Below are 18,959 nucleotides of genomic sequence, written 5' to 3' on the forward strand. Positions count from 1 at the left end.
CACTGGCGCCGCATCTGCTTGCCGTACAGGCTGCCCTTATTGTTTCGGCCACTGGTCCTTGGGAACGTTCTTGTACACATCCTCCAGCTTGTGGAAGCCGTCCTTGATCAGCACATCCAGGTTATCTTTATTGACGGCAATCGGATCAAGCAGTACGGATGGAACATCAATTTTACCGTTGTTAACAGTCTTATCTGTTGAAATAGTCTCTCCCTTGGCAGCCGCCACCGCCATTTCCGCCGCCTTCGTGGCAATCGCGTTGATCGGCTTGTAGACCGTCATCAGCTGTGTGCCTTCGGCTATACGCTGTACCGCGGCAAGGTCCGCATCCTGGCCGGATACCGGAATTTTGCCCGCCATGCCCTGCGCCGTCAGCGCCTGGATTGAGCCGCCAGCTGTCCCGTCGTTCGCAGCTACCACGCCCTGTACATCGTTATTGTTCGCGGTCAGCGCATTCTCCATATTCTTCAGCGCTTCCTCGGGCTTCCAGTCCTTGGAGAATTGGTCGTAGACGATTTTGATATCTCCCTTGTCTGCAAGCGGCTTCAGAATATTCATCGCGCCTTCCTTGAACATGTGTGCATTGTTATCGGTATCCGCACCCCCGATGTAGACGATATTGCCCTTAGGAGCCTTGTCGATAACCGCCTGAGCCTGGAATTCACCGACACGTACATTATCGAAGGAGATGTAATAATCCACCTCGGAATTGTTGATCAGCCGGTCATAAGCAATGACCTTGATGCCTTCCTTATGCGCCTTATCCACGATGGGAGCCGTAGCCTCCGCATTATGGGCAATGACCACGAGCACATCCACACCCTGGGAGATCAATTGCTCCGCCTGGCTTAGCTGGGTAGCATCATCCCCGTTCGCGGCCAGCACCTTCACTTCACCGCCAAGCTCCTGCACCTTTGCTGTGAAAATATCCCGGTCCTTCTGCCAGCGCTCCTCCTTCAAGGTATCCATGGACATGCCGATGACAATTTTGTCCCCGTCCTTGGCTGCTCCCGCAGATTCCTTCTTCTCGTTGTCACCGCTTGAGACCACACCGCAGCCCGCCATCGATGCCGCCAGCACCATCGCCGCCAGCCCGAGGGAAACTATTCTTCCGTATTTTCTCACGATTGCTACGCCCCTTTTCGTCAGCCCTATATTTGATTGCGCTTACAAAAAAAGTGTAGCATGGAAAAACCGCCCCGGGAGCAGCGATTCCCTGCACTTATATGCCTTCCACCCGCATTCTTGGTCTTGCCTGATGTAATGTAATTCTCCTCCCCGGCTTTCATAGGATAATCCGGGGCAACAGCACAAAAAAGTCCTTGCTACTCAGCAAGGACCCGATTTCTCCTGCTGCTGGCGGAATTCGCTTGGCGTCATCCCCGCAGCCTTCTTGAAGACCCGGCTGAAATAATTCGGGTCCTTATAGCCTACTTCATAGCAGATTTCCTTCAGGTTCAGCTGATCCTCAGCGATCAGGCGTTTCGCTTCATTCATCCGCAGCCGTGTGACATAGTCGATGAAGGTCTCTCCTTCATGCTGCCGGAACAATTTGCTGAAATAATGCGGGCTCAGGTTCACATATTCAGCCGTCTGCTCCATGGAGATATCCTCTTTATACTTCTGGCTGATGTAGAGCAGCGCCCGCTGATGCACATGCGACCGGTGATGCTCCTGCTCCTCCTCCAGGCCATCGATCAGCCGCTCCAGCCAGGACTCCGCGCTTAACCGCAGAGAGCGCGGATCTTCCGCTGCGTTCAGCGAAGCCAGCAGCTCCGCACCGGCTGTGGAGTGAACGCCTCTGGCCAGGAACAGCAGCAGGCCGGTTACCTCCCCCCGCACGGCGGACAGCGGCTGCTCCCCTCCCTGCTCGAAGGTGTCATACAGCAGGCTGAAGCGCTGGGCGGCCTCCTGCTTGCTGCGCTGGAGCAGGGCGGTAAGCAGCTTCTTCTCTTCATCCAGCGAGACCGCCGTCTGCCCCGAGCTCTGGATCATATCATCGTAATGATGCACACCGAATGAATGCTGGTGGTCTGCACATACCCGGACAGCTTCGCGGTAAGAGCGGCTAAGCCCGTCCCAGCCCTCGCGGATCGAGCCGATCCCGATGCCAAGGGGCAGGCCGAAGCGCTCCCGGGCATAGGTGCGGAGCCGCTCCCCCCAGTCCAGCGAGCTGACACGCTGGGAATACCCTGTCCGCCCCGGCGGCAGGGGAATGAACAGCGCCAGCTGATGCCCGGCCAGCGGTCCGGCGAGGCAGCCCAGTCCTGTTTTGGCAAACTGCTTGAGCGCCTCATAGATCTCCCGCTTGGACTGCCGGAATGTCTCCCAGCCGCTCTCCCCGTGCCGGGGGAAGGACAGGACCATCGCATAGCCCTTGCTGAAGTGCAGCTCCAGCAGCCCGGCCAGCTGCTCCGGCTCCAGATCCTGCACATGCTCCAGCATCAGCATCAGAGTCAGCTCATTCTCGGCCAGCGGCAGCAGATGGGCCAGCTTCTCCTGCAGCTCCAGCTGTTCATTCCTGCTCCGCCGCTCCTCCTCAATGACCGCCATCAGCTTCCGCAGCACCTCCGCAACCTCTTCCCGCCGGGCTGGCTTCAGCAGATAGTCGCGCACACCGAGCAGCAGCCCCTCCTTGGCATACGCGAAGTAGTCATGGGCCGTAATCATCACAATCTGCGCCGCCGGAAGCTTCTCCCGGATCTGCCGCACCGCCTCCAGCCCCTGGATACCGGGCATCTTAATATCCATGAAAATCATATCCGGCCGGTGCTCCTCCGCCAGCTGAATCGCCTTCCGCCCGTTCCCGGCATGCAGGAATTCGAACTTGTCCGGGATCAGATGCCGGATCATCAGCTCCAGCCCCTCACGCTCCAGTGCTTCATCATCTGCGATCAGCAGCTTGTACATCGTTATCTTTTCCCCCTTCATTTCAGGTGAGTGCCTCTAGGCCGAGGTCCGGAAGGGCAGCCGGAACAGCACCGCCGTCCCCTGCCCTTCACTGCTGTTGATCTCGATGAGCTGCTGGCCGTCGAAGAATAAATGCAGTCTTTTAAAAACATTATGTGTCCCAAGCCCGGTAGACTGGCCCTTCCCGCTGGAATGCGGCGCCTCCTGCTGAGTCGAGCCCATCAGCCGGGCTACCGTCTCGCGGTTCATGCCCGCCCCGTTATCACTGATCACAATCTCCACCTGCCCGCTGCGGTAACGGATCGATAGCGTAAGTATAGCCCCCTCCTCCATCTGCTCAAGACCATGAACGAAGGCATTCTCGAAGATCGGCTGCAGCGTCAGACACGGCACCATCCCGTCCATCGCCTCCTCATCAATCTCCATCTCAAAAGCAATCCGGTCCCGGAAGCGGGCCCGCTGGATGTTGATATACTCATTCACATGCTCGACCTCCTCGCGCAGCGGAACGGCCTGGTCCAGCTTTTGCAGATTATAGCGGAGCATACGCGAGACCGACACGGTCAGATCACTGGTTCTCGCCGCCCCTTCCAGATACGCAAGCTTGGCGATGGAATTCAGTGTGTTGAACAGGAAATGCGGATTGATCTGGCTCTGCAGCATCCTCAGCTCCAGCTCCTTGACCAGCCGGTCCTTCTCCGCACTCTGAATGTTCTCCTTCATCAGCTCCTGGATATTATCAATCATCCCGTTAAAAGCGCGGCACAGTATGCTGATCTCATCGTTATTGACGCTCTCCGGCGCCTTGGTATCCATCCGTCCCTTCGAGATCTGCTTGGCCGTTGCCACCAGGCGGCGGATCGGTCCGGTAATGCTGCTGGACAGCCAGACCGCCATACAGATACTAAGCAGCGCCGCAGTAATCACCAGCAGACTGCCCATCCGGTTCAGCTTCGCTGTCGTGGACATAATCTCGGCATAGATCGGCTTATATTGGTCCAGCTCCAGATCAACCAGCTCCTGAGCCTCCTCGCGGATGAACCGCTGCGTCTGCTCCGCTCCGATATAGGCACCTGCCAGCGAATTCGCATCCTGTCCGTCAATCTCCGTAATCATCTGACCCGCCTGCTCCACAAAAGTATCAATAAGGTGGCTGTAGTTCATCAGCGGAAGGCCGCTGCCCCCGATGGTATTCATTCCGTCCAGCCTGCTGCGCAGCTCCAGCACCGCGCCCAGATGCTTTTCCACCTCCGGGAAGCTGTCCGTATCCACCTGCATAATGAAGCGGTTCAAGGAGCGCATATTCTCGCCGACCTCATAGGATACCTCCTTATACAGCATGATCCGGTTCATCATCAGATGGTAGCTCTCCTGCACATTCTTCCCGCTCTGGAACAGTACGAAGGAGACCGAGCTCATCAGCAGCACCAGCAGCGGAATGCAGATCAGCAGCTTCAATCGGATGCTCATAGGCTCTCCCCCTCCTGCACATTGGTCTTATCCAGTACCTTCACTCCTGTGTAGTACCGGGGCTGCAGATGGGCACCATTAAAATACTCATGGAGCAGCCGGACCGCCATATTCCCCATCAGGTAGGGCTGCTGTGCAACAGTCGCTGTGATTGCTCCCCGGCTGATGGCATCCAGCGTCTCCGCCTGGTTATCGAAGCCGATAATGGTCAGCGGACCGCGCTTCAGGCTTCTCGATGCTTGGAGTACACCGAGCGCGTCCGTTGAACTGGTGCCCACCATTACATCAATCTCCGGATGATACCTAAGCATATCCGCCGCCTGCTGGATGGCCTCCATATGCGAGATGTTGGAGCTGCGGACATCGACAATCTCCATGCCGCCATAGTCCTTCACGATATTCTTCAGCCCGTCCAGGCGCTGAAGCTGGTTCTTGGCCAGCTCGCTGCCGATGATCACACCTATTTTGCCCTTCCCGCCAGTCGTCTTCACTACCATGCGTCCCAATGCCTCACCGGCAGCTACATTGTCGGTCCCCACATAGGCCAGTCTCCGGCTGGCCGGAGCATCCGTGTCAATCGTGATCACCGGAATCCCCCGGTTCACCGCCTTATCAATCACCGGCGTGAACTTCTCGTCGTTGAGCCCCTGCACGATGATCGCATCCGCTTGGGCGGCAATCGCTTTTTCCAGCAGACTGATCTGCTCCTCCATGTTGTTGCGCACCGGTCCCGTGAATTCGATCTCTATCCCGTATTTCGCTGCGGCCTCCGCCGCCCCCTTCTCGACCATCTCCCAGTACGGGTGGTACCGCTCCTGCTCGATCAGCACAATATGATATCCGGGCTTGTCCTGACTGGGCTGGCCGCTTAATTCCTTAACGATATTGCCCATCCGGGCAGAATGATGCGCGAAGCCTATAAACAAATATGACAACAGTATAAAAAGCACAACAACCCCAGCGCCGCTGACCCATTTCTTATCCATCCCGTTCACCTCAACCAACATCCTACCCCGGGTTGTAACCGGTTGCAATACTTATTATGTCAAAAGCACTCCATGCAGGGGGACAGTTAGGCTAATGTATTCTTCGTAGATGCGTTCGAACTTATTTAGCTCACATCCGGTGGATTCAAGGGCACTTGTGCTTCTCATTTGCTCATTTGACTAACTTCTGGTGGATTCAGGGGCACTTGTGCTCCTCATCATGAGCTGTTATCGCCAAGTGTTGCACATTTTGCAGGATTCATATCGGATTGTAGCTTGAGAACGCCAAATGTTGCACATTTTGCAGGAATGTTACCAGTGGAGCGGATCATTAGCTGAGATATGTTGCATTCTAGGCAGGATTTCCCGCAATTTGCTGCCTCAGAGGTACGAATGTTGTATTTAGTGCAGGATTTGTCCAAGATGGCAGCCTGGATGTCTTCTTCACTCCCCCCGTCCCTGCACAGCAGAAAAAGCCGTTCTAAGCATTCCTGCTTATAACAGCTCTTCCTGTGATGCATCCGCCATTCAACTGTCCTGTTCGATCAGTTGAATCCATTCATTATATTCGCTCTGTAGCTTGGCATATTCCGCCTGCAGGCTGCGATGTTCCTGGGACAGCTTCTCCAGCTCTCCCTGCTGCAGCTCGAACTGGGCCTGAACCAGCCTCAGCTGGCCTTGGACCATCTCATAGCTCTCGCCGATCTCATCCAGCCGCTGCGCCGCCTCGGTGCGCGAGCGGCTGACTGATTCCGCCTGAGCCTCGGCTTCCCCGGCCTCCTGCTGCCAGATCTCAATCTCCTCACGCAGCTGTGCTTCCTGCTCGTTCCACTGCTGCTCACGCTGCTGAAGCTCCTCAACTTTCTGCTTCCAGGTAGCTTCGTACTCACGGGTCTCACGGAGTGCTTCCTGCTGCTCCACCGCTGTAGCTGCAGCTTCACGGCCTGCCTCATACAGCTCTTCCAGACGCCGCGCAGCTTCCTCGCCTTCGGCTTCCAGCAGCTCGCAGCGTTCCTTCAGCTGCTCTCCATCCTGCAGAATCTCGTCGTACTGGGCGATCAGCTCCTCGTAACGGCCGCGCAGCGCAGACAGTTCCTTGCGGGCTGTCTCTGCCGCCTCCTGCTGAACAGCAAGCGCCTGCTCCGCTTCGGCACGCAGACGCGCCTCCTGATCAAGCTGCTGGACCATGCCGTCTGCCTGTCCGCGAAGGGTCTCCACTTCGCGTTGCAATACTGCCGACTTCTCCCCTTCTTCCAGAAGGTTCATCTCCAGCTCGCTGATATCCTCCATATGTTTGTTCGCACGTTCCTGCCAGGACGCCGCTTCCTCTGCCGTACGGTCGAATTCGACCTGTGTCCGGCTGAGCTGATCTGCGGTCTCCCGCAGCGATGTGCGCAGTGCTGCCGCTTCTTCCTGCGTCAGCTCATAACGCTGGCGCAGCCCTCCCAGCTCATCGTTCAGCAGATTGCCCAGCTCCTTAGCCGTGTGCAGCTCCTCCTGCGCTTCGCTTAGCTTGCCCTCTAGATCCCGCAGTTCGCTGCGGATCTCCACCGCCTCGCTCTGCGATGCCGCAACCTGCTTACGCAGCTCATCCAGCTCTTCGTTTAGCAGGGTGCCGAGCTCGCTCGCCGTGTGCAGCTCTTCCAGCGCAGCGTTTAGCTTGCCCTCTGCGTCCCGCAGTTCGCTGCGGAGCGTTTCCGCCTCGCTCTGCGCAGCTACAACCTGCTGGCGCAGCCCTTCCACCTCTTCGTTCAGCAGGGTGCCCAGCTCGTTCGCCGTGTGCAGCTCTTCCAGCGCAACGCTTAGCTTGTCCTCTGCGTCCCGCAGCTTGCTGCGGAGCGCTTCCGCCTCGCTCTGCGAAGCCGCAGCCTGCTTGCGCACTTCCTCCAGCGCCGCACTCTGCTGCTCTCCTTGCTCAGCGGCAAGCCGCAGCTCCTCTCCGAGCTGCTCCTCCCGCTTCAGCACAGCTTCGTACTGCGCCAGCAGCGTCAGCCGCGCATCGCGCTCGCCCTTCAGCCCGGCCTCTGCCGCCCGCAGCCGGGACTGGAGCTGCCCGGTTCCGCCGCGCAGCTCGCCAAGCTGCTTCTCCAGCTCCTGAAGCTGCTGCTTGTGCCGGTGCTCCTGCGTCCCTTGGGACTGCCGCAGCTCCTTGTTCTTGGCCAGCTCCTTCTCAAGCGCTTCCCGTTCCCCGGTAAGCTCACTCGTGAGCGCAGCCTTGGTATCAGCCAACTCCTTGCTAAGCGTGGAACGGATCTCCACGATCTCGCTGCCCATCGTCTCCCGCGTCTCATGCAGCTCCTGCTCCAAGGCAGACAACGTCTCTGTCTTCTCGCGGGTCAGCGTCTCGCGCAGCTGCTCCAGTTCCTGTTGATGGGCAGACTTCATCTCTTCCAGCTGCTGCAGCCGCATGGCTTCTGCGGCTTCCAGCTCCTGACGCGCTCCCTCGCGGCTTGCAGCCTGCTCTGCTTCATGACCCTCACGCAGCGCCTTAAGCTCATCCTCGCGCGCCTTCAGCTCCTGCACCAGCTGCTCGCGGGCAGCTGCTGCAGCCTGCTTCTCTTCCTCCAGCAGCTGGGCATGCAGCTGCCTCTCCTGCTCCTGCTGCTCCAGATGCCTGGAGCGTTCTTCTTCGGCGGCGGCAATCAGCCGTGCCGCCTCTTCCTTCGCAGCCGCTTCCTGCTTCTCATATTCTTCCTGCTGTTCACGCTGCGCTTCCTGAAGGCGTGACACCTCCACACGAAGCTCGGTACGTTCACCGGTCAGCATATTCAGCTCATTCTTGAAATCCTGAACCTGGATTGCCTGCTCTGCCATATGTACAGCTGTAAGCACCGCAATCCGCGGCGTATCCAGTCTGGAATGTGATTTCGATATTGCACGCATATGCTCATCGACATGACGGGCGACCTGTTTCATATATTCTGTACTGCTTCCTACTAGCTTGTAGGAAGTTCCGTATATCTCCACGGCGACACGGGTCCGGTCCATAGCCACAGTTGTGCCCTCCTTTGTATGTGTGCGGATTCTAAGTTGGTTTCTTTGCTCTTGCTCCTATTGTAGCGTGATTTCCTGACCTTTGGCAAAAGCACGCGTCCATTGCATTTATTTGCATGTTCCTCCGCACTTCACATGGGTACAGAAAAGCCGCAGCGAATCTCTGTTTCTAAATGGATTCGCTGCGGCTTTGCACAATTCCTGCTATTTTCTTAATTCTGCACCAAAAGTTTGTTCAAGCGCAGAGACCACTTTGTCATGCACTTCCACAACTTCTTCGTCAGTCAGCGTATGCTCCGTATGGCGGTACAAGAGCGACAGCGCAACACTCTTCTTGCCTGCCTCCATCTTGCCTCCTGTGTAGATATCGAATACCTGCACATTCTGCAGCAGAGTGCCGCCATGCTCACGGATCGCCGCGATCAGTTCGCCTGCCGGAACCGCGTCATCCACTACCACCGCAATGTCCCGTTCCATGCCCGGGAAGCGGTGAAGCTCGCTATACTGCAATTGGGCACGCGCCGCATCATAGAGCGGCTGGAGCAAGACTTCGGATACGTAGGTATCCTCCAGATCCATCCGGCGCTGCAGCTCGGGATGAAGCTGCCCCATCGAGCCGATCTTCACGCGTCCCTCTGCCTGAAGCAGATAGATGGAAGCGGAGCGTCCCGGATGATAGCCTTCAGGCGCGTCCCCTTCGTAGACTACGCGATCCGTAAGGCCCAGATGCGCAAATACAGTCTCCAGCGCCCCCTTGAGGTCGAAGAAATCCACCAGCTCAGCAGCCACGTTCCACTGCTTGGCTGCACGCGTACCGCTCAGCAGCAGCCCCAGCACCGGCAGCTCGCTCGGCTGGCGGGTAAGTACTTCTTCCTCCGTGAAGAACACATTGCCGATTTCGAACAACGCCAGATCGCCTTGGCGGCGGTTCGTGTTGTAGAGGGCAATCTCCAGCAGCTGCGGTAGCAGGCTGGTGCGCAGCACGCTGCGCTCCTCGCTCATCGGCATCGCCAGCTTCACTGACTGCTTGCCTTCCGCCAGCGTAGGGAAGAGCTTGCTCTGCTCCGGCTGGATGAAGGAATAGCCCATAACTTCCTGATATCCGCCAAGTGACAGCAGGCGGCGCAGCTCGCGGCGCAGAGATTGCTGTCTGGTAAGCGCGCCCGGTGTTGTTGTGCCTTCGATCAGGGTGGTCGGAATGTTGTCGTAGCCGTACAAGCGGGCGATCTCTTCAATCAGATCCACATCCTGGGTAATGTCTCCGCGCCGTGTCGGCACCTCGACCTCAACGATTCCCTGGGCGGCATCCCCACACTTGAAGTGCAGACGTCCGAACAGGGTTTTCACTTCCAGCAGCGACAGATCCGTGCCGAGATAGCGGTTCAGCTTTTCCAGCGATAATTGCAGCACTTTCTCCTGACCAGCGGTACTTCCGGCCTGGACAATCCCTTCATGCACCGTTCCACCGGCATACCGGGCAATCAATGCAGCTGCACGGTTAAGCGCAGGGATGACCGCATTCGGGTCGACTTCCTTCTCGAACCGCTGGGACGCTTCTGAGCGCAGACCGAGCTGACGCGAGGTCTTGCGTACCGTTCCGCCATCGAATTTGGCTGATTCCAGAACGATATTAACAGTGTCTGCGGTAACTTCTGTAGACAGTCCGCCCATCACTCCGGCTAGGCCAATTGCGCCTGAGCCGTCGGCAATGACCAGCATCTGCGGCGCAAGCTTGCGCTCTTGGCCGTCAAGGGTAACCAGTCCTTCTCCTTCACGGGCAAACCGTACACCGATGGTTCCGCCCTGGACCTGCCCGCCGTCAAAGGCATGCAGCGGCTGTCCGTATTCCAGCATCACATAGTTGGTAATGTCCACGATATTGTTAATCGGACGTACCCCGGCCGCCATCAGGCGGTTCTGAATCCACAGCGGGGACGGCGCGGTCTTCACCCCGGCAATATAACGCACGGCATAATGACTGCAGAATGCCTCGTCCTCAATCGTAACCGTAATGGAGTCCGCAGCCTTGCCTCCCGTTTCCACGAGCTCTGCCGCCGGATCAGCCAGTTTCAGCTCACGGCCCAGTACCGCGCTTACCTCATAAGCGGCACCGATCATGCTCAGGCAGTCGGAACGGTTCGGCGTCAGGTCGAAATCAAGGATTTCGTCATTCAGTCCGAGCACCTTAAGAATATCCTGGCCTACCTCGGTCTGCTCCGGGAGCACGAGAATGCCCTCCTGCAGCTCTTTGGGCAGCAGCTTGTCGTTCAGGCCCAGCTCTTTGGCCGAGCAGATCATCCCCTGCGACAGCACGCCGCGCAGCTTGGCTTTTTTGATCTCCAGGCCCGGCAGCTTGGCGCCCACCAGCGCGACCGGAACCTTCTGGCCCGCTGCGACATTCTTCGCTCCGCAGACGATCTGCAGATCCTCGCCCTGCCCGGCATCGACGATACAGATATTCAGCTTATCAGCGTCCGGGTGCTTCTCCTTGGATTTCACGTAGCCGGTCACAATCCCGGAAATCCCTTTGTTGCGGCGTTCTACTCCGTCAATCTCGATGCCGGCGGTGGTGATTTTGTCCGCCAGCTCATCAGCGGTCACCCCTTCCAGCGATATATAATCGGCCAGCCAGGCGGTTGATACTTTCATAATCGCACACTTCCTTTTTGTTTCAGATGTATTAATCTCCATGCCGGCCTGCGCCGGGGTGCGGAAGCGGATATAAACAAGCCCACGTCAACTTCGCGCAAAAAAATTCTGCATTGCAGTGTTCCTACAGAGAATATTTGGACTTCCGGCCGCTGTTAGGATTGAATTTCCTGTTTACACTGCTGGCCGCAGTAGAAATCCAATCCTACAGGCGGACGCTACCGCTCCTCCAGTTCCAAAATTCCCCTCCGGTCCTTCAATCGCAGTCATTTAATTAGCACTGCCGTCATCCCTCCGGCTTATCGCTATCCGGCCCGCGCCCCGCGCACGGCCGCCAAATCCCTAAATACCCTTGAACTGCTTCACAAAGCCCATATCATTCGTGTAGAAGTAGCGGATATCATCGATGCCGTATTTCAGCATCGCGATCCGTTCAGCGCCCATGCCGAACGCGAAGCCGCTGTAGACCTCAGGGTCGTAGCCGCCCATCCGCAGCACATTCGGGTGCACCATACCAGCGCCGAGGATCTCCAGCCAGCCGCTCTGCTTGCAGAGCCGGCAGCCTTCGCCGCCGCATTTGAAGCAGCTTACATCCACCTCAACGCTAGGCTCGGTGAACGGGAAGAAGCTTGGGCGCAGGCGGATACCCGCGCTAGGTCCGAACATCTCCTTCATGAACTGCTGCAGGGTCCCCTTCAGGTCGCTCATGCGGATATTGCGTCCGATCACCAGACCTTCAATCTGATGGAACTGGAAGGAGTGAGTCGCATCGTCGTCGTCACGGCGGAACACCTTGCCCGGACAGATGACCTTGACCGGAGTCTCCCCGTTCATCGCCTGCATGGTACGGATCTGAACCGGCGAGGTCTGTGTGCGCATCAGAATGTCTTCCGTAATATAGAAGGAATCCTGCATATCGCGGGCCGGATGGTTCTTCGGAAGGTTAAGCGCCTCGAAGTTGTAATAATCTGTCTCCACTTCCGGTCCTTCCGCAACCTTGTAGCCCATGCCGATGAAAATATCCTCGATCTCCTGAATCACCCGGCTGAGCGGATGAATCCCGCCTTGCGGCATGCCGCGGCCCGGCAGAGTTACATCGACCTTCTCCGCACTGAGGCGGCTCTCTGTCTCCTGCTGCTGGAACAGCTCCTGCTTGGCGCCGATCACCTCTTCAATGGCGCTGCGCACCAGATTGGCCACCTGGCCGATCACCGGACGTTCCTCCGCGCTTAGTCCACCCATACCGCGCAGAACCTCTGTCAGCTCGCCTTTTTTGCCAAGGTATTTGACACGCAGGTCATTCAGAATCTGCGGATCGGATACCGCCTGCAGCTTCGTCAGTGCCTCGGCCTTCAGTGCTTCCAATTTGTCTTTCATGGCTTGTACTGCCCCCTCAAATCTCGTATTGTTCAACAAAAAAAGGCCTTTCCTCCCGGTAAAGGGACGAAAAGACCGTGGTACCACCCTTGTTAGACGGCCGTACGCTTCCCTTAAGAGCAATATTCCCTCTTTCGGTGCGGCAAAGACCTGTCTCACTTTATACAGAAATAACGGTCTGCGGCCGGTCCCCCCTACTAGCGCTCTTCAAGGAGGCCTTGAAGCACATTCAGGGAACTGCTCCGGAGTGAACTTCGGCAGCTCTGCTCTCTTAGAAACGCTCTCAATCTGCGGCGCTTCCTCCCTGTAAGCCAGGCACTGCGTACTCTTCTCCATCATTGCATGTATGCGGATTATAAACTCTACACTTCGATCCTCCGCTTGGGAAGATATGCCCATCTATTATATGCAAAAACAGCCAGTTTGACAAGCCGCGCAAATTCCGCTTATTTTTTATCTACTTTTAAGCTTCCTTTAAGCTTTAGCACGGTTTGAAGGCTTTTTTTTCAGCGGGCATTCAGTCAATGTTGATATTTTGCCTTATGAGATCATTCAAGGAGGAAATTACATGCTTACACGAAAAAAAGCATTTGTTCTGCTGCTGCTCAGCACATTTGCCGCAAGTCAAACCACAGGAAGCCCGGGAACCACGGCCTATGCTGCTTCATCCGGTTCAACGGCTGCCACAGCAGCAATCACGGTCACGGAAGTCTCCACACTTAACGGTCTAAGTGCGCTCAAGCTCAGCACCGCACTTCAGGTGAAACTGAGCCATGTAGGGATTCAGAGCCAAACCGGCGGTAATATTCTCACCTACACGCTCACCTATACCAACACTGCCGGCAGCAGCGTCAATCTGGCAGACTATTTCTCCAAAATTGTAACTGCGGGCGGCAGCATCATCAAGGGAAAACCGGTCAGTGCAGACAATGCTGTCAAGAAAATCCCCGCCAAGCAGAGCACCAGCCTTACATACTATGCGAATATTGGTACTGCCGCTTCCGTCAAAGGACTCAAAATCAACATCTACGGCTGGAATTTCAGTGCCGCTAATTATGAACAGCGTATAGGCACGTTCACGATTCCTTCCTATTATTCTCTGTCCTCGCTTACAGGCGAGACCCGGAAAGTTGAACTCGGCGGCATTACAGCCGGCACCAAAGCCGAATCCGTGCAAATCTACAAATATAACGGCAAAGTCTATGCCAAGGTCGGGCTTAGCCTAACCAATCTGGGTACCAAAGTGCTTACAGATCCGGGCTATACTTTGTACCTGAATTCCTCGGGCGGCTCTGTCTTCACACTTACGCTGGATGAAGGCAGCTCCGAATTCAAGCTTCAGCCTCAGGAGAAGAAGACGCTCTATTATATGACCGAGATTCCCTCCTACATGAACGTCACCCGGATGACGCTGCAGATCGCCAAGCTGGATGAAGGACTCAAGCTGTACTTGCCTGTCTCTTCCTATGCCCTTCCGGCTGCGGTAACCGCAGATTTCACTGTAGCGGCGGGTTATACCAAAAAGGTCTCCATCGACAGCAATAGGGTGGACATGCAGCTGCTGAAGGCAAGTGTGCATGCGGATAACGGGAACGGTGTGTGGAGCTATCAGCTCCGGGTGAAGAATACCGGCAGTACAGCGGTTACTTTGCCTGCTTATGAGCTTAACATCAAGTCGGCGGAAGGCTATAGCTTCCCGGTGACAGCCGCAGCCTTCAACGGCCTGACCCTGAAGCCGCTGGAAGAAAAGCTGATTGAGCTGAGCGCCAGTGTTCCGCTGGAGCTGGCTCAGAATTCGCTGGAGCTGCAAATGATTGCTCCTGCAGCCAGCGCGGATAAGGTAACGCTGCCTGTGGCCTATTTCCGCATCCCTTATGCGCCGGAGAGCCAAATTCATCTCGCTGCCGAGACCAGCGTAACCAATACCTATGGCACCTTCGCTGTCTCTCTGGACTCCCTGCTGCGTCTGCCTTGGGGCAGCGAGGATCTGGTGCAGGCTGTACTAACGATACGCAATGCAACGTCCAGGACCATTACTTTGCCTGCTTTTACCGGAATACTGCTGGTGGATCAGAAGGATCTCAGCTCCTCTTCTCAGACTTATACGGACAACAGCTCTTCGGTCCTTGCCCCTGGTGCCAGCACTCAGATAACGGTTCAAGGCCATATTCCATACACCCTGGATTTCAGACAAGTCAAGCTCATCCTCCAGGAGACCAAGGGTACAGAAGTGTCGCAGTTCCTCTCTCTCAGCACAAGCGACAGTGCCGTTAAGAGTGTTGCTCCGCTGGCTGCAGGGGAAGCCTTCAAGATCTTGGCCACCGGCAAAAAAGCCACCGTGAAGGAACGTTCCACCCTCCTGTATACAGGAACCGGCTCGAACCTGGTGTACAGCGAAGTGGAAATGAACAGCGACGAAGTCCGGCAGGCAGATCTGGCCCGTCTGTACGGGCAGTTCAGGACTGCTGACGGGCAGTATTTTGAAGCAACCGTAAGCCAGTCTGAGCTGCCAACCAGCCCTGAGGGCAAAACTCTGGTTACCTTCTGGGCGAAAGTTCCGGCTGCTCTGGACACCGCAGGTCTTCAGCTGTATATCAGCCAGGCAATTGCGGATGGCAAGCTGACTGCCGCAGGAACGGCTGCGACGGGATACGTGAATACGGCAGCGCTGACACTGACACCGGCAGAGGTTACGCCTTTGACCAATCTGGCTTCTGTCTCCCTCTTCCCTTATACATTGGCTGTTACCAGCTCAACAGGGGAACTCACCAAGGGCGCAAGCAGCATTGCAGTGACGTTCAATTACAATCTCAATCAGGATACTACCTATCAGACAGGCGCTTACCAGCATAAGCTCATCCTTCAGGTTATAGATCCTTATGGACAGTCTCATGAGAAAGCACTGATGCTCGGCACCGACTTGACCCTGGGAACAAACAACTCTTATTCTACGACCCTTACCAGCGCCCTGTTCAAAAATCTGAGCTCCGGCACCTACGCCCTTAAATTCTACGATGAATTCCAGGGAGTACGGACAGAGCTCGCCAGCCAGGCCTATTCCCTTGAGGTTACCGCCAAAGCAACCACCTCTTCCCCCGAAGGAGCTGCACAATGAATAAGAAAAAGATCATCATTATCGCTTCAGCGATAGTCCTCGTTGCTATTGCAGGGATTGCGGGCTATAAGCTCTGGCCGGATCAGAACCGGCAGATCAATGCCGCTCCGCTGAATACGGCAGTTGCCAGTAAGGGGGATATCCTGGTGGGTGTCTCTGGTTCAGGTGCAGTATCGGCGATCAACAGCGAGAGCATCCGTACCAAAGAAGCCGGGAAGGTCGATACGGTCATGGTTAAGAAAGGCGATGTCGTTAAAAAGGGCGCGGTGCTGATCACATTTGTCGCGGGCGATCTGGACGATAAGCTGAAGGAAGCCACGAAGTCACTGGAGAATCTCAAGACAGAGCTTGCGAATAAACAGGAGAGCTACAAGACGCTGGCTATGAATAACGCGACAGAAGAAGAGCTGGAGTCGGCAAAAAAAACCATTGATAAGGCCAATAGCGATATCGTAGACCAGCAGGAATCCATCGCTGCCATCCATGAAGATATGGCTCCGCCTGATCCGCTGACCGCTCCGATCGATGGAACGATCACTGCCGTGAATATTACGGCCGGCGAACAGGCCCAGAATGGTACAGAGCTGTTCACCATGACCGACTACGTGAACCTAAGCGTAACCGTGCAGGTAGACGAGCTGGATATTCCCAAAATCAAGCTGAATCAAGCCTCGGCTATTACACTGGATGCCCTTGAGGACAAGTCTTTTACCGGTAAAGTTATAGATATCGCCAAAGAAGGGACCTCCTCTAATGGTGTCTCCTTGTTCAACGTCACTGTTGGATTAAATGACTCGGAGGGTGTGCTTATCGGCATGTCTGCTGAGGTGGCAATTACGATCGAAGAGAAAAAGGATATTCTGACCGTTCCCATCGAAGCTGTAACGAAGATAAACGGGAAATCCTTCGTCAATGTGCCGGGGACCGGGGATGAAGAATCCGGCAGGGCGGACAGAAATGCAGCGGGATCTAATTCCCCTGCCGGCGCTGCAGCGGGCAGTGAACACTCCGGTAGTGAAGCAGGGACCAGAGGCACAGGCGCCCGCAGCGGCAGAGAATTCCAGGGCGGTGAGCTTCCGTCTGGAGAGCTCCCTGCTGGCGCGGAGTTTCCCGGCAGAGCAGCCGGAAGCAAAGGGGCAGCAGGTTTCGCCTCAGGCATGAAACGAATGGCCGTAGAGACCGGTATCCACAATGAGAGCAGCATCGAAATCGTCAGCGGCTTAAGTGAAGGGGATGAAGTGATCCTCCCCACCGTGATTTCCTCAGGCAATACCACCTCCCCGCTGCAAGGCGGTATGGGCGGTATGGGCGGCTTCGGCGGCGGCGGAATGACCGGCGGGAGCGGGGGCTTTCCCGGCGGAGGCGGCGGCTTCGGCGGCGGGGGTAGCGGCGGTGGCTTCAGCGGTGGCGGTGACGGACGATGATCTCACCAGAACCGCTGATCCGGGTTGAGAAGATGCAGCACAGCTACACGATGGCCGGAGAATCGATGACAGTTCTGAGGAGCCTGAGCTTCAACATTCATCACGGTGAATTCGTGGCGATCATCGGCCCGTCAGGGTCAGGCAAGTCCACCCTGATGAACATGCTGGGCTGCCTCGATGTCGCTAATGAAGGCGATTATTTCCTCGACGGCCAGGAGATCCGCAGGCTATCTGACAACAGGCTGGCCCAGATCCGCAATGAAAAGATTGGCTTCATATTTCAGAACTTCAATCTGCTGCCGAAATTATCTGCGGTAGAGAATGTAGAGCTGCCCTTGATCTATCGGGGAATGTCCCATAGGGAGCGCAGAGAAATTGCCCGCAGTGCCCTGGTTCGGGTAGGCCTGGAGAGCAGAATGAATCACCGTCCCTCCGAGCTGTCCGGAGGCCAGCAGCAGCGTGTGGCCATTGCCCGCGCTCTTGCCGGAACCCCTCCTATTCTTCTTGCCGATGAGCCAACCGGAGCGCTGGACTCCAAGACAGGCAAGGAAGTTCTGCAGATGATTAAGGAGCTTAACGAACAGGGGCATACCATTATTCTGATCACGCATGACCTGGAGATTGCCGAGCAGGCCAAACGGGTGATCCGGATTCAAGACGGGGATCTTGTAGAGGATCGGAAGGTGGTGCACTCATGATGCTCTACCAGAGTATGAAAATGGCCTTCAAAAGTATCCTGAGCAGCAAAATAAGAGCCTTTCTTACCATGCTGGGTATCATTATCGGGGTCTCCTCCGTCATTGCCCTTGTCGCTGTCGGTCAGGGCACCACCTCGCAGATCACAGAATCCCTAAGCTCCCTGGGAACCAACCAGCTGACCGTCAACATTATGGGCCGCGGAGCCACCACTTCGCTAACCTACGAGGAGGCCTTGGCCCTGGGTGAGATTGAAGGGGTGGATAATGTATCCCCGGTAATCTCCGGGAACGTTACCGCCAAGCACGGAACCGAGAATGTTTCCGTATCCGTAGAAGGCATTACACCTGCCTACGAAGAGGTCCAGGATTTCCATGTGCAGTCCGGAAGATTCCTGCTTGAGATGGATACAGAATACCGGCAGAAGGTTGCGTTAATCGGATCAGATACAGCAGAGGATCTATTCGGTACAGATAATCCTGTAGGCCAAAAGGTACAGATCAACGGAAGCAGCTTCAAGATCGTCGGGCTGCTGGAGAGTAAAGGCTCCACCAGCGTCGGTTCGAGCGACGAGAAGCTGCTGATCCCCATCTCTACAGCCGAACGGTTCCTGCAGAGCAAGGGAGTCCGCTCCATTACGCTCACCACCACTTCCAATGACAATGTGGATGAGGTCAAAGCCAAGCTGGAGGCCAGTCTTACTGCCAAGTTCAGTGCAGCAGAGAATGCCTACTCTGTCTTTGATTCCCGGGAGATGCTGGAAACGGTAAATGAGACCAGCTCCACTCTGTCCATGGCCCTTGGCGGTATCGCCGGTATTTCGTTATTTGTAGGCGGAATAGGGATTATGAACATTATGATTGTCTCAGTCAATGAGCGAACCAGAGAGATAGGCATCCGCAAGGCCATCGGGGCCAAAAAAAAGAACATTATGATGCAGTTCATGATCGAGTCCGTGGTCTTAAGCGGCACCGGGGGCCTGATCGGAGTCGCACTGGGACTTGGCGCCAGCTGGGCTGTCGGTCATTATACCGCCTTGAATGTGGCGCCCTCCTGGAATATGGTCCTGATCTCCTTTTCCTTCTCCTTGATCATCGGTGTCCTCTTCGGAATGATTCCTGCAAGCAAGGCTGCAAGAATGCGCCCTATTCATGCGCTGCGCAACGAGTAGCGTCCTCCTAGACGCTGCAGTTTGTAATGTGCTGTTCCATCCGCCAGTCTCAGATCCCTGGGCTGGCGGATTTTTCTGTTATATTTTTAATGCACAATTGATACCACAGGGGTATCGTTTGCAGTAAAAGTGGGTAATAGGACTCAAAGGTCAGAATATCTTTACAT

General features: G+C 56.0%; 11 protein-coding genes and 1 other annotated feature. Of the genes, 4 read left to right on the forward strand and 7 right to left on the reverse strand.

The genetic code is table 11. The features are described from left to right. Positions 1-36 precede the first annotated feature (36 nt). From xylF to pheS, 7 genes are all read right to left on the reverse strand, one after another. Positions 37-1,065, reverse strand: coding sequence for a D-xylose ABC transporter substrate-binding protein (gene xylF / locus MKX42_RS25355; RefSeq protein WP_340757808.1), 1,029 nt, complete (start codon positions 1,063-1,065; stop codon positions 37-39). 264 nt (positions 1,066-1,329) lie between these two features. Next, positions 1,330-2,910: a helix-turn-helix domain-containing protein gene (locus tag MKX42_RS25360; protein ID WP_340755552.1), complete on the reverse strand. Its 1,581-nt coding sequence runs from the start codon at positions 2,908-2,910 to the stop codon at positions 1,330-1,332. Positions 2,911-2,946: 36 nt separating this feature from the next. Next, positions 2,947-4,380 carry a sensor histidine kinase gene (locus MKX42_RS25365; protein ID WP_340755554.1) on the reverse strand — a complete coding sequence of 478 codons (1,434 nt, stop codon included), beginning with the start codon at positions 4,378-4,380 and terminating at the stop codon, positions 2,947-2,949. Beyond that, a complete protein-coding gene (locus MKX42_RS25370; RefSeq protein ID WP_340755556.1) occupies positions 4,377-5,366 on the reverse strand; it encodes a sugar-binding protein in 990 nt (329 codons plus the stop codon). Before MKX42_RS25370 ends, MKX42_RS25365 begins: the two co-directional genes overlap by 4 nt. A 528-nt stretch (positions 5,367-5,894) precedes the next feature. Then, positions 5,895-8,360 carry a hypothetical protein gene (locus tag MKX42_RS25375; protein ID WP_340755558.1) on the reverse strand — a complete coding sequence of 822 codons (2,466 nt, stop codon included), beginning with the start codon at positions 8,358-8,360 and terminating at the stop codon, positions 5,895-5,897. Between the two features lie 204 nt (positions 8,361-8,564). Further along, on the reverse strand, positions 8,565-11,009 hold the full coding sequence (pheT, locus tag MKX42_RS25380; RefSeq protein ID WP_340755560.1) for a phenylalanine--tRNA ligase subunit beta: 2,445 nt from the start codon (positions 11,007-11,009) through the stop codon (positions 8,565-8,567). Positions 11,010-11,351: 342 nt separating this feature from the next. Then, positions 11,352-12,386 carry a phenylalanine--tRNA ligase subunit alpha gene (gene pheS, locus MKX42_RS25385; protein WP_340755562.1) on the reverse strand — a complete coding sequence of 345 codons (1,035 nt, stop codon included), beginning with the start codon at positions 12,384-12,386 and terminating at the stop codon, positions 11,352-11,354. 59 nt (positions 12,387-12,445) lie between these two features. Beyond that, positions 12,446-12,734 (reverse strand) — a binding site (T-box leader). A gap of 220 nt (positions 12,735-12,954) precedes the next feature. On the opposite strand from pheS, the gene MKX42_RS25390 reads away from it, so the two are divergent. Genes MKX42_RS25390 through MKX42_RS25405 form a run of 4 tightly spaced genes read left to right on the forward strand, consistent with a single transcriptional unit; the run spans position 12,955 to position 18,792 of the window. After that, positions 12,955-15,501: a hypothetical protein gene (locus MKX42_RS25390; RefSeq protein WP_340755564.1), complete on the forward strand. Its 2,547-nt coding sequence runs from the start codon at positions 12,955-12,957 to the stop codon at positions 15,499-15,501. Further along, complete coding sequence (locus MKX42_RS25395) at positions 15,498-16,925, forward strand: efflux RND transporter periplasmic adaptor subunit (RefSeq protein WP_340755566.1); 1,428 nt, start codon at positions 15,498-15,500, stop codon at positions 16,923-16,925. The genes MKX42_RS25390 and MKX42_RS25395 overlap by 4 nt, the downstream gene beginning before the upstream one ends. After that, positions 16,922-17,623, forward strand: coding sequence for an ABC transporter ATP-binding protein (locus MKX42_RS25400; RefSeq protein WP_340755568.1), 702 nt, complete (start codon positions 16,922-16,924; stop codon positions 17,621-17,623). The genes MKX42_RS25395 and MKX42_RS25400 overlap by 4 nt, the downstream gene beginning before the upstream one ends. Then, positions 17,620-18,792 carry an ABC transporter permease gene (locus MKX42_RS25405; RefSeq protein WP_340755570.1) on the forward strand — a complete coding sequence of 391 codons (1,173 nt, stop codon included), beginning with the start codon at positions 17,620-17,622 and terminating at the stop codon, positions 18,790-18,792. The genes MKX42_RS25400 and MKX42_RS25405 overlap by 4 nt, the downstream gene beginning before the upstream one ends. The last annotated feature ends 167 nt before the right edge of the window (positions 18,793-18,959 follow it).

Source organism: Paenibacillus sp. FSL R7-0204, from assembly GCF_038002225.1.
In the GTDB taxonomy this organism is placed as follows: Bacteria; Bacillota; Bacilli; order Paenibacillales; family Paenibacillaceae; genus Paenibacillus_AQ.